Source organism: uncultured Nostoc sp., assembly GCF_964245575.1.
Classification (GTDB): Bacteria; Cyanobacteriota; Cyanobacteriia; order Cyanobacteriales; family Nostocaceae; genus Nostoc.
Map to the genome: position 1 here is coordinate 24,630 of NZ_CAXTNP010000019.1, position 23,742 is coordinate 48,371.

General features: G+C 43.2%; 21 protein-coding genes and 1 pseudogene. 16 read left to right on the forward strand and 6 right to left on the reverse strand.

Annotated features, from left to right (window positions below; all coding sequences use genetic code 11):
* Positions 1-626: 626 nt before the first annotated feature.
* Positions 627-896: a sensor histidine kinase gene (locus ACFFAP_RS05150; protein ID WP_375510214.1), complete on the reverse strand. Its 270-nt coding sequence runs from the start codon at positions 894-896 to the stop codon at positions 627-629.
* Between the two features lie 94 nt (positions 897-990).
* Between ACFFAP_RS05150 and ACFFAP_RS05155 the strand changes: the two genes are divergently transcribed.
* From ACFFAP_RS05155 to ACFFAP_RS05170, 4 genes are all read left to right on the forward strand, one after another.
* Entirely contained in the window at positions 991-1,809 is an 819-nt protein-coding gene (locus ACFFAP_RS05155; protein WP_375510215.1) for an SDR family oxidoreductase, read from the forward strand.
* Positions 1,810-2,307: 498 nt separating this feature from the next.
* A complete protein-coding gene (gene dnaK, locus ACFFAP_RS05160; RefSeq protein ID WP_375510216.1) occupies positions 2,308-4,209 on the forward strand; it encodes a molecular chaperone DnaK in 1,902 nt (633 codons plus the stop codon).
* A 317-nt stretch (positions 4,210-4,526) separates the two neighbouring features.
* On the forward strand, positions 4,527-5,162 hold the full coding sequence (locus ACFFAP_RS05165) for an acetoacetate decarboxylase family protein (RefSeq protein ID WP_375510217.1): 636 nt from the start codon (positions 4,527-4,529) through the stop codon (positions 5,160-5,162).
* Positions 5,163-5,214: 52 nt separating this feature from the next.
* Complete coding sequence (locus tag ACFFAP_RS05170) at positions 5,215-5,649, forward strand: hypothetical protein (protein ID WP_375510218.1); 435 nt, start codon at positions 5,215-5,217, stop codon at positions 5,647-5,649.
* 309 nt (positions 5,650-5,958) lie between these two features.
* Here the strand turns inward: ACFFAP_RS05170 and ACFFAP_RS05175 are convergent, their stop codons facing one another.
* Complete coding sequence (locus ACFFAP_RS05175) at positions 5,959-6,333, reverse strand: WD40 repeat domain-containing protein (RefSeq protein WP_375510219.1); 375 nt, start codon at positions 6,331-6,333, stop codon at positions 5,959-5,961.
* A gap of 34 nt (positions 6,334-6,367) precedes the next feature.
* Entirely contained in the window at positions 6,368-8,248 is a 1,881-nt protein-coding gene (locus ACFFAP_RS05180) for an ABC transporter ATP-binding protein (RefSeq protein WP_375510220.1), read from the reverse strand.
* Positions 8,249-8,323: 75 nt separating this feature from the next.
* Here ACFFAP_RS05180 and ACFFAP_RS05185 point away from each other — a divergent pair, with 75 nt between their 5' ends.
* From ACFFAP_RS05185 to ACFFAP_RS05225, 9 genes are all read left to right on the forward strand, one after another.
* Entirely contained in the window at positions 8,324-8,875 is a 552-nt protein-coding gene (locus tag ACFFAP_RS05185) for a GNAT family N-acetyltransferase (RefSeq protein ID WP_375510221.1), read from the forward strand.
* Positions 8,876-9,183: 308 nt separating this feature from the next.
* Complete coding sequence (locus ACFFAP_RS05190; protein WP_375510222.1) at positions 9,184-10,206, forward strand: tetratricopeptide repeat protein; 1,023 nt, start codon at positions 9,184-9,186, stop codon at positions 10,204-10,206.
* Positions 10,207-10,379: 173 nt separating this feature from the next.
* Complete coding sequence (locus ACFFAP_RS05195; RefSeq protein WP_375510223.1) at positions 10,380-10,598, forward strand: hypothetical protein; 219 nt, start codon at positions 10,380-10,382, stop codon at positions 10,596-10,598.
* 217 nt (positions 10,599-10,815) lie between these two features.
* Positions 10,816-12,006 (forward strand): pyridoxal phosphate-dependent aminotransferase, encoded by a 1,191-nt coding sequence (locus tag ACFFAP_RS05200; protein ID WP_375510224.1) that lies wholly within the window; start codon positions 10,816-10,818, stop codon positions 12,004-12,006.
* A 107-nt stretch (positions 12,007-12,113) separates the two neighbouring features.
* Positions 12,114-12,551 (forward strand): secondary thiamine-phosphate synthase enzyme YjbQ, encoded by a 438-nt coding sequence (locus ACFFAP_RS05205; RefSeq protein ID WP_375510236.1) that lies wholly within the window; start codon positions 12,114-12,116, stop codon positions 12,549-12,551.
* Positions 12,552-12,734: 183 nt separating this feature from the next.
* The gene (locus ACFFAP_RS05210; RefSeq protein WP_375510225.1) at positions 12,735-13,787 is read left to right on the forward strand and encodes a Rieske 2Fe-2S domain-containing protein; all 1,053 of its coding nucleotides are present in this window, start codon (positions 12,735-12,737) and stop codon (positions 13,785-13,787) included.
* Between the two features lie 497 nt (positions 13,788-14,284).
* Positions 14,285-14,995 (forward strand): 2Fe-2S iron-sulfur cluster-binding protein, encoded by a 711-nt coding sequence (locus ACFFAP_RS05215; protein ID WP_375510226.1) that lies wholly within the window; start codon positions 14,285-14,287, stop codon positions 14,993-14,995.
* On the forward strand, positions 14,992-15,987 hold the full coding sequence (locus ACFFAP_RS05220; protein ID WP_375510227.1) for an FAD binding domain-containing protein: 996 nt from the start codon (positions 14,992-14,994) through the stop codon (positions 15,985-15,987). The genes ACFFAP_RS05215 and ACFFAP_RS05220 overlap by 4 nt, the downstream gene beginning before the upstream one ends.
* On the forward strand, positions 15,984-18,098 hold the full coding sequence (locus ACFFAP_RS05225) for a xanthine dehydrogenase family protein molybdopterin-binding subunit (protein ID WP_375510228.1): 2,115 nt from the start codon (positions 15,984-15,986) through the stop codon (positions 18,096-18,098). The genes ACFFAP_RS05220 and ACFFAP_RS05225 overlap by 4 nt, the downstream gene beginning before the upstream one ends.
* Positions 18,099-18,133: 35 nt before the next feature.
* Here the strand turns inward: ACFFAP_RS05225 and ACFFAP_RS05230 are convergent, their stop codons facing one another.
* Positions 18,134-18,811, reverse strand: coding sequence for an SDR family oxidoreductase (locus tag ACFFAP_RS05230; RefSeq protein ID WP_375510229.1), 678 nt, complete (start codon positions 18,809-18,811; stop codon positions 18,134-18,136).
* 210 nt (positions 18,812-19,021) lie between these two features.
* Between ACFFAP_RS05230 and ACFFAP_RS05235 the strand changes: the two genes are divergently transcribed.
* Positions 19,022-19,417: a hypothetical protein gene (locus ACFFAP_RS05235; protein ID WP_375510230.1), complete on the forward strand. Its 396-nt coding sequence runs from the start codon at positions 19,022-19,024 to the stop codon at positions 19,415-19,417.
* Positions 19,418-19,516: 99 nt separating this feature from the next.
* Here the strand turns inward: ACFFAP_RS05235 and ACFFAP_RS05240 are convergent.
* A pseudogene (locus tag ACFFAP_RS05240) lies at positions 19,517-19,627 on the reverse strand (SDR family NAD(P)-dependent oxidoreductase); the annotation flags it as partial.
* Between the two features lie 166 nt (positions 19,628-19,793).
* On the opposite strand from ACFFAP_RS05240, the gene ACFFAP_RS05245 reads away from it, so the two are divergent.
* Both ACFFAP_RS05245 and ACFFAP_RS05250 read left to right on the forward strand, forming a co-directional pair.
* Positions 19,794-21,323: an FAD-dependent oxidoreductase gene (locus tag ACFFAP_RS05245; RefSeq protein ID WP_375510231.1), complete on the forward strand. Its 1,530-nt coding sequence runs from the start codon at positions 19,794-19,796 to the stop codon at positions 21,321-21,323.
* Positions 21,324-21,739: 416 nt separating this feature from the next.
* Entirely contained in the window at positions 21,740-23,503 is a 1,764-nt protein-coding gene (locus ACFFAP_RS05250) for a WD40 repeat domain-containing protein (protein ID WP_375510232.1), read from the forward strand.
* Positions 23,504-23,534: 31 nt separating this feature from the next.
* On the opposite strand, the gene ACFFAP_RS05255 is transcribed toward ACFFAP_RS05250, so the two are convergent.
* Positions 23,535-23,742, reverse strand: a 208-nt coding sequence (locus ACFFAP_RS05255; RefSeq protein ID WP_375510233.1) for a hypothetical protein, incomplete at its 5' end; no start/stop codon positions are given.

The following is a 23,742-nucleotide window of genomic DNA, read 5'->3' on the forward strand; positions in this document are numbered from 1 at the left end:
TAGTACTTGAGGTACTCGACTAACTCAAAATTGCTAAATAAGAGTGGGGAGTGGGGAAAGGTATAGCAGTTAACGAAAAAAGCAGAGGGTAAAAAATGATCTTTTCTTCTTCTTGGGCAATTTCCGCAGGCTAAAATAATACCAAGTTGCAATCAAACCTAGTATCTGTCATTGCCAGCAAAACGCTGTGACAATAAGCTCACTGATAATTTATTTTTTGATATTCCCAAAGCGGTTTTTCTATATTTTTCATCTAATTTCAGTCTGATCATTATTTTGTGGCTTTTCAACCTCCTCGAACTCACATTAAATTCATGAAAATTTTGGTAATCACGCTATAGCCGTGCTTAAGCGTAATTTGTCATGATGTATTTAATAAATATTTAAGCAAATTTAATTGCATATAAGCTTTCTTATCGCTTTTCTATTTTGTTATGTCGGGCGATCGCCAATGTATAGCAATCCGATTTTATTTTTGAAAAACTCTAAGTATAAGTAGGGTGGAATAGTACTTTACTTAAGCAAAAGCTGCTGTGCAATTTCCCCTCTAAGTGCGATCGCAGTTACGGGTTGAAAACTACTCACGCTGATTTTTACCGATAGGTATTGCGATCGCAGGTTGATGATTATGCTAATTTAATTGCTCGAATCGGGATTGCAATTACAAACTCTGCACCTTGTCCCGGCGATGAAATACATTGCAAAGATCCACTATGCTTTTCAGTAATTATTTGGTAGCTGATCGATAATCCCATACCAGTCCCCTTACCAACTAGTTTCGTAGTGAAAAAAGGATCAAATAAACGCGACTGGATTTTTTCTGAAATTCCTAATCCATTATCAGCAATCCGAATGACGGCATTTTCATTTACCTGTTCTGAAGAAATGCGAATCAAGGGATTTGAACAAAGTTATTTTTGGAAAGCCTTATCTAAAGCATCAATCGCATTTTTTGAGTAGATTAACAATAGATTATCTCAAAGGCAGTTTATGAATTCTTTTGATTCAGTTGAAGATTTGGTACTAGTTGCTGGTGCTACTGGTGGAGTGGGGCAACTGGTAGTAGGCAAGTTACTGGAAAAGAACTTAAAAGTTCGCGTTCTGACACGCAATGCCGCAAAAGCCGAAGAAATGTTTAACCAGAGAGTGGAAATTGCCGTTGGTGACATCCGCCAGCCAGCTACACTGCCAGCCGCAACGCAAGATGTCTCCCACATTATAAGTTGTACCGGAACCACTGCCTTTCCCTCTACGCGATGGGAATTTGACCAATCCCCAAACTTGATTGAATGGGGAATCACTTTCCTTAACCCTAAATCTAGTGAAGCAAAAGCAAAGAATAGTCCAGCAAAGGTCGATGCCCAAGGTGTGAGCAATTTAGTGGCAGCAGCACCCCGGAATTTGAAGCGGTTCGTTTTCGTTTCTTCTTGCGGAATTCTGCGTAAAAATCAGTTTCCTTTTAGTATTCTTAATGCTTTTGGCGTGTTGGATGCCAAACAGAAGGGCGAAGAGTCCATTATTAACTCAGGATTACCCTACACCATTATCCGCCCAGGACGCCTGATTGACGGCCCATATACCTCATACGACCTCAACACCCTCCTGAAGGCAAAAACTGGGGGTAAATACGGTGTTGTCGTAGGCACTGGGGATACACTTTCGGGTGATACCAGCCGGATTGATGTAGCAAACGCTTGTGTAGAATGCCTTTTACACCCAAGTAGTTCCAGGAAAATTTTTGAAATAGTCAACCAGGGAGAAAGGCCGCCTGCAATTAACTGGGAAACTCTTTTCTCTAGGCTTAAGTGATGGCTGAGTAGTATTTTATCCAACGCCCAATGGCCAATACCCAATACCAAAATATTGCTGATTATACGGAATACGGAAGCAATGCCTGCGGCGGGCTATTCGGCGTCGTGCACTTTAATTTTGTTCTATTTTCGGTATTTTTGTAATTTATTACCTTTAAAGACGGCAAACACCACTCTAGCTTTACGGTTCACCCTAATTACCGAAAGTATTAATTCTCATACATTAGACAAAGTGAAGGCAATCAATCCATGAATAACTAAAAAAACTATTTAGTTAGTTTAACCGTCCTAAGTAAGGTTCGGGAAACCACCCTTCATGGACTGGCTACCACTAAGCTTCAGTATATATATCAGCATATCTGGAGTTTTAACCCCAGGAAAGCCAAATCAAAGGTATTCATGCTGAACTGGCTGATTTATTGACCATGTTGGTTCAAAATTTAGTCCTTTATATTCTCATTCATTCATTTGTAGTTATACGGAGCCAGCACCTAAAATGGCAAAAGTAGTTGGAATTGACTTAGGAACAACGAACTCCTGCGTGGCAGTGATGGAAGGTGGTAAACCCACAGTAATTGCTAATGCTGAAGGTTTTCGGACAACGCCATCAGTAGTCGCATTTGCGAAAAATGGCGACAACTTGGTTGGCCAAATCGCCAAACGCCAAGCGGTGATGAACCCCGAAAATACGTTTTACTCAGTCAAACGCTTTATCGGACGCCGCTACGATGAAGTAAGTAATGAAGCTACGGAAGTTTCTTACAAAGTCCTCAGCAGCAACGGCAATGTCAAATTAGATTGTCCGATAGCTGGTAAACCGTTTGCTCCTGAAGAAATTTCTGCAAAAGTTCTTCGCAAACTAGTTGAAGATGCCAGCAAATACCTGGGTGAAACTGTAACCCAAGCTGTAATCACTGTTCCGGCATACTTCAACGACTCGCAACGGCAAGCGACAAAAGACGCTGGTAAAATTGCCGGGATTGAAGTTCTACGGATTATCAACGAGCCTACAGCTGCTTCTTTGGCTTATGGATTTGACAAGAAGAGTAACGAAACCATCCTCGTGTTTGACCTTGGTGGTGGTACCTTCGACGTATCCGTGCTGGAAGTAGGAGATGGAGTTTTTGAAGTACTAGCCACATCTGGTGATACTCACCTTGGCGGTGACGACTTCGATAAAAAAATAGTTGACTTCTTAGCTGAGAAGTTCAAGAAAGCCGAAGGCATTGAGCTACGCAAAGACAAGCAGGCTTTACAACGTCTGACTGAAGCCGCAGAAAAAGCCAAAATTGAGCTTTCTAGCGTTAGCCAAGCAGAAATCAACTTGCCATTTATCACAGCTACCCAGGATGGGCCCAAGCACCTGGATACAACCCTGACTCGCGCCCAGTTTGAAGAACTTTGCTCTGACTTAATCGACCGTTGCCGTATTCCTGTGGAAAACGCCCTTCGGGATGCGAAGTTAAACAAAGGCGATATTGATGAAGTGGTGTTAGTTGGTGGTTCTACCCGCATTCCTGCTGTGCAGCAGATTGTGAAGCAGGTATTGGGTAAAGACCCTAACCAAAGTGTGAACCCTGATGAAGTTGTAGCAGTTGGTGCAGCCATTCAAGCTGGGGTACTGGCTGGTGATGTAACTGGCATCTTGCTGTTAGACGTGACACCGCTATCTTTGGGTGTTGAAACATTGGGCGGCGTGATGACCAAAATTATCCCGCGCAACACAACAATTCCCACCAAGAAATCGGAAGTTTTCTCCACTGCTGTGGATGGTCAAACCAACGTAGAAATTCACGTCCTCCAAGGTGAACGCGAATTTTCTAACGATAACAAGAGCTTGGGAACCTTCCGCCTTGATGGTATTCCTCCTGCACCACGCGGCGTTCCTCAAATTGAAGTGGTGTTCGATATTGACGCCAACGGTATCCTTAACGTCACCGCTAAGGACAAAGGTACTGGTAAAGAACAGTCCATCAGCATAACCGGCGCTTCCACCCTGGATAAAAATGACGTTGACCGGATGGTGAGAGAAGCTGAACAAAACGCTTCATCTGACAAAGAACGGCGTGAGAAGATTGAACGCAAGAACCAAGCCGACTCCTTGGCATACCAAGCTGAGAAGCAGTTACAAGAATTGGGCGATAAAGTTCCGGCTGCTGACAAGACTAAAGTTGAAGGTTTGGTGAAAGAACTGCGGGAAGCAGTTGCTAAAGAAGACGATGAGCAAATCAAAAAGCTCACCCCAGAATTGCAACAAGCGTTATTTGCTGTTGGTAGCAATATTTATCAACAAGCTGGTGGCGGTGCTACACCTGGTGCTGAACCCCAAGATGGTGGCTCCACATCTAGTGGTAGTGGCGACGATGTAATTGACGCTGATTTTACAGAGAGCAAATAATTCCCCTACTTATTTTGGGAAGATTATTTAGTCCCACCTCATATCACCCACTCAGGCATTTGTCTGAGTGGGGATTTTTTTTAGGAGAGACGCGATTAATCGCGTCTGTACAGGAGTTAAGAGGAGAGACGCGATTAATCGCGTCTGTACAGGAGTTAAGAGGAGAGACGCGATTAATCGCGTCTGTACAGGAGTTAAGAGAAGAGACGCGATTAATCGCGTCTGTACAGGAGTTAGAGTAGAACTAATATTGGTAACTCTTGATCTTAATTCTTAACTTTATTCCTAACTCCTCACTCTCAACTCCTAACTCCCTTATGCCATATCCACAAGCACCTTGGACACTTCAGGGCTATAGTATCCAAACTCTGCATTTGGTAAATATTGACCGAGTGCGCCCTTTGATTCCCTTAGAGTTAGAAATTATTTCTGTATGGCCTGGTAAAACTCTCGCTAGCGTGTATTTATCTCATTATGGGTCAGGCTCGGTACTGGAGTACAGTGAGTTAATTGTTGTCCCAGCTGTAGTTAATTTCCAAAGGAAAATCGGTGGCTGGGTTTCCCATATTTATGTAGATAATGCTGATTCGGTGGCTGGTGGTCGAGAAATTTGGGGACTACCAAAGGAACTAGCTGAGTTTACCTGGGAACAAGGAAAGCATGTTACTGTGCATCAGGGAAACCAGAAATTGTGTAGTCTTAACTATAATCAACAAAGCTTGGCATGGAGACAGTGGTTAAGTGTCTCTTGTTTCAGCGCCAAGGGTGCTGATTTGCTGATATTCCCTGCTGAATTTGAGTCTGTGTTGGGTTTGATTAGTTCTAAGTTAGAAATACCCGCCGAAAGTCCTTTTTCTGGAATCGGTTTAGGTCAACCTTGGTTAACTGTACGTTGTGAGCAGATGAATTTGCGGGTTGATGCACCAAAAGCCGTGGATCAGATGCGCGTTTAGGCATTTCCTTCTTTGAGAACAATAGCGCGGCGGTGTCTGATGACAAGGCACTTTGCGTCCATACTTATCGCATATTTACTTAGTCAAATTGCTTGCTAGCTCTCAGGTTGGTGCAAGATGTGATGTAAAGTTATTTATGGCGCGATCGCTTCACGCTATCAGCTCACCAGTTATCACCACTTCATTGGCCCTCACCCTGAATGTAGAAGTTGTTCTTACCAATATTGCAACATTTCTCCTTAACATCGTAATATTCATCATCAACATTACGATATTCATCATCAACATTACAATATTCATCATCAACATTACAACTTTCATTATCAATCATGTAATATTCATCATCAACATTACGATATTCATCATCAACATTACAATATTCATCATCAACATTACAACTTTCATTATCAATCCCGTAATATTCATCATCAACATTACGATATTTCGGTATAACCTATTTCCCAGTCCCCCAATACGCTTGGGTTAAGCCCAAAAAATTAAATTATGTAGGTTGGGTTGAGGAACGAAACCCAACGTTTTCAAGCCTTTGTTGGGTTTCACTAAAGTTCAACCTAACCTACAATTATTCTTAACCCAAACGTATTGATATAGCAATCCTTGCAGGAGTCGTGAAAAATATAGATAAGGAAACGAACCGCCAACTCTTGGAGAGGCTCCGCCAACGCGCAGCGTCTCCAAGAGTTGGACGCAAAGAGAAGAAAGAAAACAAATGATTTAGGACTGCTATATCTATGCCAGTTGCGTAAGTCCTGTATTATATTTGAAAATTGCTCTTTCACTTTTTGTAGATGTCGTCACACAGAGAGCGATCGCTCTCTGCTTTTGAATTATTCTTGAGATAATCATGTGCTACGTCACAACCGCGCTTGACAAGTTCATTGAGGTCAAAATTCCAAACTGAAACTTTATCACCACCGCTTGCAATACTCTTATCATCGGGACTAAAACTCACATTCTGACTACCAAAACGCTCAAAAGTTGTTAACAAACTGCCATCCAGACTCCAGAGTTTCACTTTTTGTTCGCTAGCTGAGGCTATTATTTTGCCATCGGGGCTGAAGCTGACACTAGTAACAGGCTCGTCGCCAGTTATTGCATTGAGATGCATTAACAAGGCGGCCGACGCATTGTCATTGCAGGGTATTGCCAAATTTAATTCGCTACGAATTAATAAAATGCTGTACTTAGGTTCCCAACATCTGCAAGTTATGCAAAGTGGCATAAAGCCCTCCTTGTTCCAGTAGTTGTTCGTGACTTCCCTGTTCGATTAATTCGCCGCGCTTTAGAACAAAAATCCGGTCTACATTGCGAATCGTAGACAAGCGGTGAGCAATAATAATCGCGGTACGTCTGAGCAAAAGCTGGTTTAATGCCTCTTGAACTAAAGCTTCTGTGCCAACATCTAAACTCGCGGTAGCTTCATCTAGTACCAATATTTGGGGATTGCGAATGGCAGCCCGCGCAAAGGCTAAAAGTTGCTTTTGACCACTAGAAATATTTGTGCCCCGTTCTCGCAGTTGAGTATCATACCCTTGGGGTAGTTCTTCTATAAACTGGGCAATGTTGGTTTGCTCTGCTGCTTGTTGAATCTGTTCAACGGTATAGCCATCTCCTAAAGAAATGTTGCTTTTAACATCGCCAGCAAACAAAAAGCCTTCTTGGAAAATTACTGCCATGTAGCGCCGCAGTTCTGCTTGTGGTACTTCCCGAATATCTATACCATCTATGAGAATGCGTCCTTGGGTGGGTTCGTAGAGGCGGCACAAAAGACGGATGATCGAAGTTTTACCCGCACCTGTAGGGCCGACTAATGCCACTTTTTCACCAGGATGAATGGTGAAATCTAAGTCTTTAATGACGTAATCATCATTTTTGTAAGCAAACCAGACGTGATCAAAACGGATTTCTCCCAATTCAGGTAAGGAAGTGAGGTCTGGGGATTCTAGATTGGCAACGATCTCGTCTATGTAGCCAAATTTCGCATCAAATATTGAGAAACGGACATTGGCGCGATCGCGAATTTCTATCGGTTCATCTAATATATCGCCTACGCGTTCTATTGCAGTAAAACCTGCTTGAATGACCGTAAATTTTTCCGCAAAATCCCTTAAAGGATCAAATAATCGCTGGGCATACAAAATAAATGCAGATAAAGTCCCAAAAGCTAAACTTTTTCCTAACAGTAACGAACCACCCAGACACAAAACAGCTGCGATCGCAATCAGACCAATCCATTCCAAGGTGGCTGAAATAAATGAATCATAAAAGATGGTTTGATCCATTTGCTGAGTGTAGCGGCTATTTGCGGCGCGAAACAATTCGGCATTAAATTTTTCCCGGCGGAACAACTGCACTACGTTAATGCCAAGCACATTTTCTTGTAACTGTGAGTTTAAGATAGAAAGTTCTTCTCGCCCTTTGTAATTGGCTTTGCGGTACTGTTGCTGAATGTAAACAATTAACCAGGTAATTGGTAACAACATCAATACCAGCAAACAAGTGAGTTGCCATTCGATGGAAAACATTAAACCCAAAATTACCAGCATGGAAAACAAATTGGATACAATGCCAATTGCCCCAGTAGAAAAGACATCGCCTAACACTTCCACATCGCTGGTGATTCTGGTGATTAATTTACCTACGGGTGTGCGGTCAAAAAAGCGTACTGCTAATGATGTCACATGCTGGAATAAGTCTTGGCGAATTGCTGCGGTGATTTGTTGCCCTAGGTTCTGTACTAAATAACCCTGATAGCCTGTCAAAATCAGTCGGCTTGCGATCGCAACTAACAATAATCCCTCCAGGATATTTAGCCCTTCGGACAAGGGGCGATTCCTGAGAAATTCGTAAGTGCTTGGTTCATTGCGAATTAGGGAGATAGCTTGGCCAATCAACAGTGGTTGTACGGCATTAGCTAGTGCGATCGGTACGAGTAAGCCCATTGATAGCGCCAACAGCCGTCCGCTACGACGGGCATAAGGCACTAAACGCAAAAACAACCGCCAGTCATTTTCACTGCGACGATTTTGCGTATAAGATTTTTTGAGAGATTGATAGATGCTCATAGTAAGAGCATTATATTAATGTTTATAAAAAAATACGCATGTTTAAAGTAGCGTTTGTTCTCCTACTCTGATACCATGCCTGAGATAGAAACTGCAAGACTCCTACTAAGACTTTATACACCTCAAGACCTGGATGAACTTGCTCCTATTTTGAGCAACCCAGCAGTTATGAGGTATTCACCCAGAGGGCCTATACCTAAAGATCAAGTAAAAGAAGTAACGCCGGAAATATTACAATTTTTTATTACACACTGGCAACAGCACGGTTTTGGTGTATGGGCTGTAGTGGAAAAAGCCAGCGCGAAATTAATTGGTCATTGTGGGCTGAATTTTTTACCCAATAGCCCGGAAGTCGAAGTTCTTTATCGGTTAGAGGAAGCTTATTGGAATCAAGGAATTGCCAGCGAAGCCGCAAAAGCAAGTTTAAGGTACGGCTTTGAGGAAGTCAAGCTAGATTGGATTATCGCCATCACTCTACCAGAACATACTGCTTCACGTCGTGTGATGGAAAAATGCGGGTTGAAATACCAGAAAAATGCTCAATTTTACAACTTAGATGTAGTGTATTATGCTCTGGCTCGTTCAGAATGGCGCTCGGATGATTCTCTTTACATTTTGCAAATTTGAATCGGGGTCATTATGCCTGAGATAGAAACTGCACAATTGCGACTAAGGCAGGAAATAAACATACCACTTCAAATGGCGCAAGAAGCTCGGAATAGAATTCTTTTAACTTTTGACTTCTGCCTTGCAGTACTAGCTTATTTGTATTAATTACTTTGTATATATGCCTGTAAGTATGAAACACTACCATACTTGTTTTTTTAAGTCTTATATCTAAAGATAGATGATTAAGGTTAAAATTTGGGAAACCTAAGAGAGGTTCATTCCTAAAAGATGTCCTGCCATTTATCGCAGAATGCTACTGAGGCCAGATGACGCAACCTTTAAATCAAATCAAAGAGTGGGAACAACGTCGTGATGAAGCAAGCCGCTACTACCAGCGGGGGGAATTCCAAGAATCTCTCGATCTGGTAACCAAGAATTTACACTTGGCTAGATCAATTCCAGACAGAGCCAGAGAAGGTTATACATTAAATGACCTTGGTTTAGCTCACCTCAGTTGCTGGCAACCTCAAAAAGCATTAGAGCGTTTTCATCAGGCGCTTTCGGTTGCTGTTGAAATTGGCAACGCGCTAGCACAAGCAACTGCACTTAGCAATCTAGGTTCTACCTACAGCCGTCTTGGACGCCTTTGGCAAGCATTGGAATATTTTGAGCAAGCACTACCAATATGCAGGCGATCGCAAGATACTCAAAGTGAAGTTTCTACTCTTAATGATGTAGCAATAATTTATACCCAGTTAGGAGAACCGAAACGGGCACTGTTGCTACAACACCAAATTTTGAGGATGCGGCGATTGTTAGGTGATTTTTCTGGTGAGGCAACAACTCTAAATGGTATTGGGTTTGCATACTACGTCTTAGGCAAGTTTGAGCAAGCTCTAGAATTTTTTCAAGCAGCGCTTCCAATTCAACGAGCTGTCAAGAATTTGGTTGGTGAAGCAATCACTTTAAATAATATTGCCTCAGTCTATTGTGATTTAGGAAAACCGAAACAAGCGCTATTGCTTTACTATCAAGTTCTTTTGACACGTCGAGCAATCGGCGATCGCTCTGGTGAGGCAACAACGCTTCATAACATTGGTTTTACCTATAGCACTCTGGCAGAGCATCGGCAAGCAATGAAGTTCTATAAGCAAGCCATTGCGATTTATGAACAACTGGGCGATGGCCTGGGAGAAATTTCAACTTTGCTGAATATGGGAAACCTTTACGCCACAACGAAACGCAAAAAAATGGCGCGATCGTGCTACCAAAACGCCCAAGAGTTAGCAGAGCAAATCGAACATCAGCCACTCCTGGAAAAAGTACAGCAGTTTATAGATTCTCTGTAGTTTGATGCAACAGGCTCAGATTTCCCACTTCTTCTTAAAGAAGTGGGGAATTTTGTTGTTCGAGTTGAAGCTCAAAAAGTTTGCAACTTCGTTACAGCCAACCATATATTGCTCAACAGGTTACGATCAATTAAGAACTAATAATTTTTTACGGCACCGCCAGGAGTCTCTAAATGTTCATTAATGAATTGTCACCTATATTCAGAGAATTTATCCAGCATCCAGTCTCATTTGTTGGTGGGTTATTCTCTGGTGTGCTTCGGCTCAATCTTGCAGAAGATCCTGTAAAAAGCTGGCTGGATCAACAGATCCGCTCCAATAGCTACACCAGAACCACAACAGATGCACATAATGGCAAAGCAAGTGGGCCTCAACAGATTTCGATTGATTGACATACTCTTACTACAATGTCTAAGTTAGTAATGAAAAGTTTGTAGTAAGGACTAAAGTCTTGACTACGAACTTGTTGAGCCATCAATTTAAACTTGACATATTCCCACATTGTTACAAACATACAATGTGGGAAAAGTTTATTTCCACCAAGCTGTACTAGTCGGTTGTCCCTTATTAAGGGATACTAAAGCCAGGTAAGTAGGTAGGCAAGGAAATATGGAATCCCTAACCTCTCGTATGCAGGCGGTACAGTCGCCAATTATTCCTATGGTTGGGGAACTTATTAAAAACTCTCCTGGAACAATCTCTCTAGGACAGGGAGTTGTTTATTACAATCCACCACCGGAAGCGATAGAACTTTTACCCAAATTCTTAGCCGAACCCGCTAATAATTTATACAAATCAGTTGAAGGAATTCCCCCGTTGCTGACAGCACTTGCAGAAAAATTGCAAACCTTCAACGGCATTGAAATCAATGGGGAAAACTGCATCGTCGTGACAGCCGGGAGCAATATGGGATTTATGAATGCCATTCTTGCAATAACTAACCCAGGCGATGAAATTATTCTGAATACGCCCTACTATTTCAATCACGAAATGGCGATCGCAATGGCTGGTTGTCGTGCAGTGTTAGTAGCGACAGATGAAAATTACCAACTGCGCCCAGATGCGATCGCTCAAGCAATTACTCCCAAAACGCGGGCTGTGGTTACAATTTCACCAAATAACCCGACTGGAGTTGTCTATTCTGAAGCTGCATTGCAGCAAGTAAATCAAATTTGTGCCACTCGCGGCATTTACCATATTAGCGATGAAGCCTATGAATACTTTACCTATAACGGGGTAAAACATGTTTCCCCTGGTGCATTTGAGAGTAGTAGCGAGTACACCATTTCTCTTTTTAGCCTTTCCAAAGCATACGGTTTTGCCAGTTGGCGCATTGGCTACATGGTGATTCCCAAACACTTATTTGTCGCCGTCAAACAAGTCCAGGATACGATTTTGATTTGTCCACCAGTAATTTCCCAATATGCAGCTTTAGGGGCATTGCAAGCAAAAGCGGAGTATTTGGAGAGTAATATAGGTGCATTGGCGCAGCCCGCCGTCGGCATCGCTCAAGTGCGGCAACTAGTACTCGACTCCCTTAACCGTCTACAAGGTTTATGTAGTATTACACCTGCTAATGGCGCTTTCTATTTTTTTCTCAAAGTTAATACTCAGATGGATGCTTTTGAGTTAGTTAAAAGGCTAGTACAGGAACATAAAGTAGCAGTCATTCCAGGTACAACCTTTGGCATGGATGACGGATGCTACTTACGCGTTGCCTATGGTGCGTTGCAAAAAGAGACAGCAAAAGAAGGTATAGAAAGATTAGTGCAAGGTTTGGAAACTATAGTTAGAAGTTAGGAGTCATTCAATTCCTGCCCCCTGCCCCCTGCCCTCTGCCTCCTTCAAGAAGGCGTTAGACTGTGTTGACGTACCTCCTTTACAATCCCAAATATAAAATTGAAAAGATGCCAATTATTAATAAGTTAATTGAAATTGAAACTGAACCAAAAATTAATATTTATAATATAACGCCACAAATCAAAGATTTTCTTGCTTCAACATCAATTAAAAATGGACAAGTTTTAGTATTTTCTCAACACACAACAACAGCTTTAGCTATCAACGAAGATGAAGTTAGATTATTAGAAGATATAAAAGTGTTCTTGCAAAAATTAGCACCTGAATCAGACAGCTATTTGCATAATGACTTGCATTTAAGAGATGTCCCCGAAGATGAACCGATTAATGCTCACTCTCATTTAATGGCAATGATGCTGACAACTAGTGAGATAATTCCCATTGTGGATGGTAAATTAGCTCTGGGAACCTGGCAATCTCTATTGTTTTTTGAGTTGGATGGGCCGCGCAAAAGAACGGTATTTTTCCAAATTTCTGGTGAATAATGCAACTTCACACCTGTAATATTCTCAGAGCAACCTAAATCTGAGAGAATTACGAACGCGACCAACAAGTGTATCAGTTGAATTTACCTAAAGCAGTTAAAAACCTGAAAGAATGTTTCTAAGCATAACCTTCCTTTCCACAAACCACAACTTTCATTGTGACAAAGGCAGAGGCAATTAGTGATGAAAAATAACGATAACTTTGTATTACGTAATACTTGGTACTATGCTCTGCCTAGTAATCAGATTAAGCCAGGTATGATGATCAGCCGCATTTTCTTGGGAGAACCGGTGCTATTAGTTCGTAGCCAGGATGGCAAAGTGTCTGCGATGACGGATATTTGTCCGCATCGGGGTGTGCCCTTGAGTTGTGGGAGATTCAATGGGGAGGAAGTTGAATGCTGTTATCACGGTTGGCGCTTTAACTCTGCTGGGCGCTGTACTGCGATACCTTCTCTTGTAGAGGAGCAGCAAATGGATTTGAGTCGCTTTGACGTACATTCATATACAGTCCGGGAAGCACAAGGAAATATCTGGATATATATTGCTGATCCCGATAACCCTCAACCTGCTTCTGAGATGGAAATTCCGGTAATTCCAGGATTTGGTGAATGTTCGCACCAGTTCGTAGAGGTGGTAAAATTCCCTTGTTTTATAGATCATGCAGTGGTAGGTCTGATGGATCCTGCTCATTCACCTTATGTTCATCGCGCTTGGTGGTGGCGAAATGAGCAATTGCATGAGGAAGTAAAGCAATTCGATGCTTCGCCCTACGGCTTTACGATGCGACGACACCGATTACCAGCAAATGGGGGTCGATTATACTGGCTGATTGGCGGTGGTGTCCCGGAAACGGAGATTTCTTTTCGTTTGCCTGGAGTCAGAATAGAAGAAACTACAATTGGTAATAATCGAGTCGTTAATTTAACGGCAGTTACACCGATTTCAGATACAGAAACTGAGGTAACTTTTGCTCTTTACTGGACACTCCCTTGGGTGGGATTTTTCAAGCCACTGCTACATCTGCTGGCGCGGACTTTCATTGGTCAAGACCGAACGGTAGTAGAAAAGCAGCAGATTGGTCTAAAATATAATCCTGTGCTGCGACTGATTAAAGACTCAGATATGCAGGCGCAGTGGTATTACCAGTTAAAGCGAGAGTATGCTCGGTCTGTCGCTGAAGGACGAGAATTTGTCAATCCTGTCAAAGGTCAAATACTCCGGTGGCGTGCTTAAAATTGAGATTTACAGCGTTGCTCCCTTTGCGGGATGATTTAGCAACTAAGGCTCATCTCTCCTGCTTGCCAAATTCATCCCACTGTTCTGCAACGCCAGATTTACTTCTCTTGCCACGTCAAGAATACTGATGAATGACGCTCCCTAGTGGGTACTGCGTATTGATTGGGAATATTTTTTCCTAAAGAGGCAGTCCAGCAGAAGTGATTGACGCAAAAAACAAAGGTATTGTTTTAATCAAGCTTTTAGACTGAAGTTCTAATGCGATCTGTCTAAAAAGTAAAACTGAGAATTTAGCCTCAAACAGCAATATCATGCTAAATCCACGGCTGAGAAGATGATCCAGCTATTTGGGAAAGCATACTTTGTCTGATTTTTTCCTTATTTCCCCATACTCTTACCTGCACTCAACCTTAATTATGTACACAATACTAAATAGCTATGCATATCCCTAAGTTCTCAGAATTACCGGATTATTCAATCTAGAAGTACGAATTATGGAACACAAAAAAAGGGCAGAAATAACATCCCAACCCGGTTTTTCGGGACAGACACTAACTGCTGCCGGAACAGCTATAGCGGCTCCTTCATTACTCAATCAGACAACTATAGCAAAGGAGGCTAGCCAAAGTAACCCAGGTGAGATGAACGTGAAACTTACTGTTAACGGTGAGCAGCAAACCCTTGAGGTTGAGCCGCGTGTCACACTCTTAGATGCGCTGCGCGATCGCTTGGGGCTAGTGGGCAGCAAAAAGGGATGCGATCACGGACAGTGTGGGGCTTGTACTGTTTTGATCGATGGTGAGCGAGTTTATTCCTGTCTGACTCTGGCAGTGATGCAGGAAGACAAGGCGATCGTCACCATTGAAGGGCTGGCCAAGGGCGATACTCTCCATCCAGTGCAAGCAGCATTCATTGATAACGATGGCTTCCAGTGCGGCTATTGTACCCCAGGACAGATTTGTGCTTCTGTTGCCTTACTTGATGAAGTCAAACGCGGCTGTGCCAGCGTTGTCACACCAGATTTGACTCGTCCCCCACAGTTGGCTGAACTCTCTGAAGCTGAAATTCAGGAGCGACTGAGTGGTAATCTCTGTCGATGTAGCGCTTACAACGGCATTGTGGCAGCAGTCCAGCAGGTAACGGGACAAAAACCGCCCTCTCCTGCCGCAGTGATGGTCAATGAACCCCAGGAGATGCTCAGATGAACAACTTCACTTACACCCGTGCTACCTCTGTGAAAGATGCGGTTGAACGGGCAACGAATGACCAAAATGCGATATTGATTGCAGGCGGTACGAATTTGGTTGACCGTCTCAAAGTCTTCCTAGATGAGCCATCGCAACTTATCGATATCTCTCGATTAGAGATGAAGCGCATTGAACGCACAAGTGAGGGTGGTCTGAGCCTTGGAGCGCTGGTAACTAACACAGCAGTGGCAGACCATCCTGATGTTCGCCGCGATTATCCAATACTGTCCCGGGCGATTCTTTCTGGTGCGTCTCAGCAAATCCGCAATATGGCAACCGTAGGGGGCAACCTACTGCAACGCACTCGCTGTCCTTACTACTACGATACCGCCTTCCCTTGCAACAAACGGCAACCGGGAAGCGGCTGTCCGGCAGCAACGGGGATCAACCGGATGCACGCTATCCTTGGGGCCAGTGACCAATGCGTGGCAGTTCAACCCTCAGATATGTGTGTCCCTCTTGCGGCTCTGGATGCTGTTGTTGTTGTGGAAGGCCCCAAAGGTAAGCGGCAGATATCATTGACAGACTTTCACCGACTACCAGGGAACACACCCCAGCGAGATACAAACTTAGAGCCAGGTGAGTTGATTACCTCTGTGGTTCTGCCCCCAGTGCCGTTTGCCAAATCAGGGGTTTACCTAAAGTTACGCGATCGCACTTCCTATGCCTTTGCGTTAGTCTCTGTGGCAGCTGCGGTTGACTTGGCGGGTGAGCAGATTCAGAATGTGCGCTTGGCAATGGGTGGTGTAGCCCATAAACCTTGGCGCTCAAAGGAAGCAGAAAAGTTTTTGATCGGCAAGAGTGCCAATACTGCAACGTTTCAACAGGCGGCAGAAATTGCACTTCAAGAAGCTAAACCATTAACTCATAACAGTTTCAAAGTTGACTTGGCAAAGCGGGCAATTCGTCGCGCACTCACGGTGTCAGCTAAAGGAGGAGGCGTAGTATGAACAAAGTAATTGGGACTGCCGTCAACCGCAAGGATGGACGGGCAAAGGTTACGGGCACGGCAACCTATGCCGCAGAACATCAAATTCCAGGTCTGGTTCACGGTTATCTTGTCACCGCCAGCATTGCCAATGGGCAAATTAAAAGCATCGACACCAGTGTGGCAGAAAAGGCAATAGGTGTGATAGATGTTTTCACGCATAAAAACTCGCCTAAAGTGTTTATGCCAGCCAACGACTTTATGACCTCGAAAATCTACGAGGCTCGTCTGCCGTTGTCGGATGACAAAATTCACTATGCAGGGCAAATTATCGGTTTGGTAGTAGCAGACACCTTCGAGCGGGCGCGTGATGCAGCGCATTTGGTCAAGGTGGAATACACAAGCCAAAAGCCAGTCGTGGAAGCTGCAAAAGCCACCTTCAAGGAGGCACCACCGCTGATGGGTCAAGAGCTAAAGTTTGAAAAGGGGAATTTTGCGGCAGGGGTAGCGAGTGCAACAACGAAACTTACAGCCACTTACAAAACAGCCATCGAACTGCACGCGGCGATGGAACCTCATGCGATCATTGCTCACTGGCAAGATACAAATTCTCTCACTGTTTACGAACCGTCTCAGTGGGTGTTGGGAACTCAGCGCACCTATGCACAACTCTTTGAACTCCCAACTGAACAGGTTCATGTCGTCACACCTTTTTTGGGTGGAGCTTTCGGCTCTAAAGCCTTTCCCTGGCCCCACGGTATTCTCTGTGCTGCGGCTGCCCGTGAACTTCAGCGTCCTCTCAGAGTCGTCCTCAGCCGACGGCAAATGACAGCGAACGCCGGACACCGCTCCGAAACCGAGCAAACTATGCGCTTGGGAGCAACTGCTGATGGTAGTTTAACTGCGATCGCCCATGAGGTTAAATCCTGTACCTCACCAGTGGATGTCTTTACAGAACCCTGTACCTCGGTCACGCCAGTTATGTACACAGCGCCGAATTTGCAACTGAAGCAGGAACTTGGAGTGCTGAACATCGGTACACCAACATTCATGCGCGGGCCAGGAGAGAATCCTGGGATGTGGGCGATGGAGTCAGCGATGGACGAACTGGCCTGGATGCTAAAGATTGACCCGGTAGAACTGCGCCTGAAAAATGAAACTAAAGAACACCAACGCGAAGGTAAGCCATTCTCAGCCAAACATTTTGCTGACTGTTTGCTCTTGGGTGCGGAACAATTTGGCTGGAAAGACCGACCAAAACAGCCCCGTTCTTTGACATCCGATGGTAAACTCGTTGGTTGGGGGATGGCGGCAGCAACCTACCCTGGCAGGCGAGGTGCAGCATCAGTCAAGGTACGGCTGCTACCAGATGGTACTGCCCATGTTCTCACCGCCGGGAATGATATGGGCACTGGCGCATATACCGTTGTTGCGGCCACAGCAGCAGATGCATTGGGGCTACCCGTCGAACAGATACAAGTAGAGTTGGGCGACTCCTTACTACCAGATGGAGGCATGGCGGCTGGTTCCATGATGACAGCATCTCTCCTCCCGGCGGTCATGTCAGCTTGTGAGCAAGTTCTGAAAACTGCTAATGCTAAGACCGCACAGGACGCGTTTGCAAATCTGAGTCAGTCCGGCCAAGCAGCAATTGAGGCCACAGCATCCTCTGCTCCTGGCGATGAAACCAAGGAATGGGCGTTCCAGTCTTGGGGCGCACATTTTTGCGAAGTCAGCGTGGATGAAGAAATCGGGCGTTTGCGGGTGACGCGCTGGGTGTCAGTGATGGATATCGGGCGAATCATCAACTCTAAAACAGTAGCGAGTCAAGTCCGTGGTGGCGTGATCATGGGTATTGGGCAAGCCTTAATGGAGGAGTGCCAAGTTGATCCAAACATCGGCTACCCCGTGGTTTATGACCTTGCAACCTATCACTTCCCAGCCCATGCAGATATTCCTCGCATTCAGGTGAGCTTCGTCGGCGAACCTGATTTCAACTTCAACCCAGCAGGTGTAAGAGGTGTAGGCGAAATTGGGATCACAGGTGTTTCAGCTGCGATCGCCAATGCAGTTTACCATGCCACAGGTAAGCGCATCCGTGATTTACCTATTACACCTGACAAGTTGATCTAAAAGGCATTGGGCATTGAAAAGAAGCTCTAGGGGCACTAACCCAAACTAAATTCTGCAAATTCTCTTTGCCCAAACAGCATGTTTCGGTCTACGGCTGACAAAATTTTATTATTGGCGCGATCGCTATTTAAACAGCGACCAACTAACTGCGCTACATCTGCACGATTGATGCTACCAATAATGTGCGGATCTTCAGTCAAAACGCCATTACCCGTTGCTGGTTCTGACTTTAGTCCACCAGGACGGATGATTGTATAGGTGAGTCCACTGGCAATTAAGTGTTGTTCAGCTTTGTCTTTCTCAGCTAAAACTTTTCCCAGTACCGCTAAAACTTGGGGTGAAGCAGCAACAACACTATTGCCAGTACCTATGGAAGACACAAGAATAAACTTTTGTACCCCAGCTTTAACTGCTGCGTCGATCAGATTTCTATTACCAGGGTAATCCGGCTTTTCTACATCTGATGGTAAACCGCCAATTGTACTGATAACGGTGTGAATAGGTGCATCTGTAAGCATGGCGCGTTCTACATCACCAAGATTCAAGGCATCTCCTTGAACTACCTCAATACCGATTCTTTCTAGTTCACTAGCAACTGCTGCTGTTCTCAGGAGGGCTTTTACCTTTAGCTGTTGCGCTGTGAGATATTGAGCAATTTCTCGACCAACACCGCGACTTGCCCCAGCCAGAAAAATATAAGATGCACTTGTCATAATAAATTTAACTACTTACGCTCAAAGGATTTTATCAGAGGATTGTCACGAAAAACATGACATGAGCGCCTAACACACCCCTATATAACATGGTGCGTTAGGCTAAAGCCGTAACACACCCTAACTTTTGATTTACTTAATCCAATTGTAGGAAGTATTTTAATAAACAATTGTGCCAATCTAGCAAATAACTTTTCTTTGGATTTACTTATGGCTAAAAAATCTCAACCCAATCTAGAACAATACCAGGATGTCAGATTATCTGCTACCACACGAATTTGGCTAATTACAGTCGCCATTCTCGGAGTTTGCGTTCCACTGTCAGCAGTTACTAAAAGCGGTGCTATTCTTCCTTTAGTTGCAATTGGTGGCGCAGCTGTTGGTACAGTTGCTGTTTGGCGTTCTGATGAGCAAAAATCAAAAACTAACTATTTGCAACAGCAGCAAATAGAACTGTTAGAGCAAAGATTAGCCAATTTAGAAATAATTGTTAGCAGTGATGATTTGAATTTGCAAATGAAAATTAAACAGATTGAGGCAAGGGATACTTTTGGCGACTCCTCTGATGTCAGTAATACACCCAGACAACCAAAACGCAAAGGTTAAAATAATTCGTAATTATTATACTGCAAGGGTTTCATTGATTTAGGATGGGTGGTTTACTTTTGCCGTGCTGGACTAGGTGATTTTTTTGTAGGGATTTGTTGTTCTCAGGAGGGCTTTTACCTTTAGCTGTTGCCCTTTCAGATATTGAGCAATTTCTCGACCAACACCGCGACTTGCCCTAGCCAAAAAAATATAAGATGCACTTGTCATCATAAATTTAACTACTTACGCTCAAAAGATTTTACTAGAGGATTGGCAGTATTCAATAATTGCTCAAGCAACTGAGATGCTTCTGGTTGGAGGCGAACATACCCAAGCTATTTCCTGGTTTTTAAGTAGCTTATTAGTAAGATACACTACCCCATTTTTGTAGCTTATGGTGACTGAAGAATTGTTTACACAAAAGGAAAGTAATAATTTTCGCCAAAATGTATTAATTGTTGGTGGGGGGCCTACTGGACTTGCCACCGCATTAATGCTGGCTAAACGTGGTTGGATAAATATTACAGTTTTGGAACAACGTGCCACTGCTGATTACTATGAACCTGACAAGTCATTCAATTATCAAATTGATGGTCGAGGTCAAAAATTCACGGACTTTCTCGGACTTACGGATAAGCTATCAAAAATTAGTGTTCCAAGTACGGAATTTTACTTAACGCAGATTAAACCAAACGGCAGTAGCAAAACATCTAAATTACCTACTGTAAATCCAAACAGGAAAACTGCCTATTGGCTGCCACGCAGAGCATTTGTTCTTTTGTTATACCAGGAAATTGAACAAAATTGGCAAGACCGCATCACTGTCTTGTTTAGTACAAAATGTGTGCAAATCAACAAAAAAGGTATAAATAACTCAAAACAGGAAAATTTAGAAGTTTTTGTCCATACAGAAAACGGCAGTGTTGTCACATTTGAACCTTATCTTTTGGTTGGTTGTGATGGTCTTTACTCCATTGTCCGCAACACCTTAAAAGAGTGGGATAAACCTACATCAGACAAATTTGAGATGAAGCTTTTTCCCTCGCCCAGTTCGTGCCTGAGATATAAAGTATTAACCCTGCCACCAAATTTTCCTCTGGTTCTTAGTGGCAACGAACACGCCGTGAGTACTATAGCATACGCAATTCGTGGGGCTTTGCGAGGTCGCAAGCGTTCTGTTTCTCTTGGCATATTGCCGCTTAAAAACCCAGATGAACCCCGTTCTGCAAATATTATTAAATACCCAGACCACCAAATATGGGAATTGAAAAACTCTGAGGAACTGTACAATTTTTTTGAAAAAGCCTTCCCACAATTGCCTATACGTCAAATGGTATCACCTGAAGAAGCTGAGAGATTTGTTAAAAGTGAAGGCGGTTACTTCCCTATTCCTCAATACTGTTCTGGATTGCAGTTGTTGTTAATCCAGGAACAAGCATGTCTTGAGATACCCCAGTCTTCATCTGCTGGAATTATACTTTTAGGAGATGCCATTCACTGCTTTCCTCCAGATATTGGACAAGGGGTGAATTCAGCATTGGAGGATGTGTACATTCTGAATGAGGCACTTTCTCAAAGTAACGACGAACTCTCGCGTACTTTGCCTTTATACGAATCTTTGCGCTTACCTGATACAAAAGCTTTGGTATACCTTGCCCAAACTGCTTATCCCTGGCAGTATAACCAAAACTCGCTTGGCAGGTTGGTGTGGTATGTCAACTTTTTTCTGCGACTTTTACTTAGTCGGTTACTGCCCTTCATATTTAATCCTCCAGCATTCTTTCTCATCCAGAATCATCAACTTTCCTACCAGCAAATCTGGGTTATGGTTCAACGTACCACCAACACCCTTTATATACTCAGTATGATACTCCTTTGTGGGTTGTTGGCTTTAGTATTGAAGGATTTAGTCGGTATTTATTGATTTTAAATGGTGCAAGAAGCTCGGAATACAATTATGGGTGAATGCGTGACTTTTGCCTTGCGGTACTAGGTTGTTTTTGTGTAGGTATTTGTTGACTTAACGTTACCGCAACCTTTGAAATGCGTGTTACTTTAAACTTTCCTTTGCGGCTATAACTGTCTCTAAGGAAACAGTATCTCTTTCTTCATATCCGTTAGAATTGATTGACATCATTTAATTCTATATACTTCAACTGCATCAGTTTATGAAATGTCTAAGTGCTATCTATCTTTATCTTTCTCGGAAACATCTGCCAATGGCTGTGTTTTTTTAGACTGCTAATATTACTGAATTTTTAATTATTAAGGTTATAAACTTGAGTAATTGCATTGGTATAGCTTACCGTAGGTATGCAATAGTTTGCCGCAGGAATGCAGATGGATTGGATTAGCTTACTTAAAGCTCAACAAGCTGACTTCCTTCAACGTGTGAAAAAACCTAAAACTTATGACTTATCTTTGCTGGAAAGTCAAGTCAAAGGTTGTCACACGGAAATTATGGCTTTTTGGGGTGAGCCATTGGCTAGACTCCAAGAACTTTCTCGCCAACAAGCAGAAGTTCTTGCCAAAAATCCGCCGCCGACGCCGCCTGAATATCCTGAACCTCCCGACTGGACGATACCTTTTCCCAAATACTTCCAACAACAAGCCCAAGATTATCTTTTGCGGGAGCATATTGTTGACGGGGTGATAACTGAACGCTTGGGGAAATTGGTAAAAAAGGTATCACAAGATACCTTGCAAAACATGATTTTAGATGATGAGGGAAATTTGTGTGGCGAAAGCAAATTTTCTTATATACTCAAAGATAATCCTCAGCTAAGTGTTCAAGTTTATGTTGCTGATGGAGAAAGTTTTAATGGTATTAAGAAAGACAAAATTAGGTGGTCGGTTACTCAAGAAGATTTAAAAAATCACCAAGTATTAATTTTTCTGTGTTTGTTTTATCCATCTACAGGTAAGCTAGGAGATGAAAAACAAAGCATAATTACAGGCTTTTTACCTGCAAATCAAATTGAACTTCCTGAACCAAAACTGTACATAAGTCCGAGTAACTTGTTGTATGCGGGGGGGTTGAGTTGGTATTTAGAATCACTTATTGGCAAAAAAGATGCGTCGCCAGTAATTAATGAGAAAGCGATCGCAGATACAATACAGACTCTACCATCAGAGCATTGTCTTAAGGGTATAATCGGTGACTGGGAATGCTGGCAGACTTTGCAAGGGCACAACAGAGGCATTAATTGCCTAGCTTTCAGTTTAGCGTGTAAGAATGGCAAAGCCTTACCGATTTTGGCAAGTGGTAGTCGGGGTGAGACGAAACTCTGGGATTTAAGCAAGGGTGAATTAATAGATACATTGTCAGAGTATCCTTGGGTGATATCTGGGCTGGTGGATGAAGTGAATTCCCTCGCCTTTAGTTCAGATGGACAGACTTTAGTAAGTTGCGGTGCAGACTCCACAATAAAGCTTTGGCATGTAGGGGCACTAGACTTGATAGATATTTTGCACAAACATAATGGAGTAGTGCGGTGTGCTGCATTTACCCCAGATGGCAGAATGTTAGCTACAGGCGGAGATGACAGAAAAATTCTGTTTTGGGATTTGATGCAACGTCAGGTAGCGATCGCACTTTCTTTAGATGATACAGCTGCTCATTCTCTGGTTTTGAGTCGAGATGGAGAAACTCTAGTTACAGGTAGCTACCGCAAAATTAAAGTCTGGCGCACCTTACCCCAGACGGGGGTAAAAAGTTTAAAGGATGCACAACCACTGCATACTCTCATGGGTCATTCTCATATCGTGCGTTCCTTAGCAATTAGTGCAGATGGTAAAATGCTCGTGAGTGGTAGCTGGGATCAAACGATTAAAGTTTGGCAATTGGAGACTGGGGAATTACTTCATACCCTTAAAGGACATAGAGATAGAGTATATGCGATCGCTTTAAGTCCCGATGGACAAATTATCGCCAGTGGTAGTGCTGATAAAACCATCAAATTGTGGCATTTACAAACCGGGGAATTGCTGGGTACGTTTACAGGTCATACTCATATAGTCACAGCATTAGCTTTCACAGCTTCCGGCGAGATGTTGGTTAGCGGGAGTTTGGATAAGACTATTAAAATTTGGCAACGGAGTTAAGACTAATTCGTAATTCGTAATTGTGGAGTCTTTAATACTCGTTAATGAAGCTCAGAACTCCTTTAATGAGTGTTTGAGCTTCATTAATGAGTATTGGAACTCCTTTAATGAGTATTGGAACTCCTTTAATGAGTATTGGAACTCCTTTAATGAGTGTTTGAGCTTCATTAATGAGTATTGGAACTCCTTTAATGAGTATTGGAACTCCTTTAATGAGTATTGGAACTCCTTTAATGAGT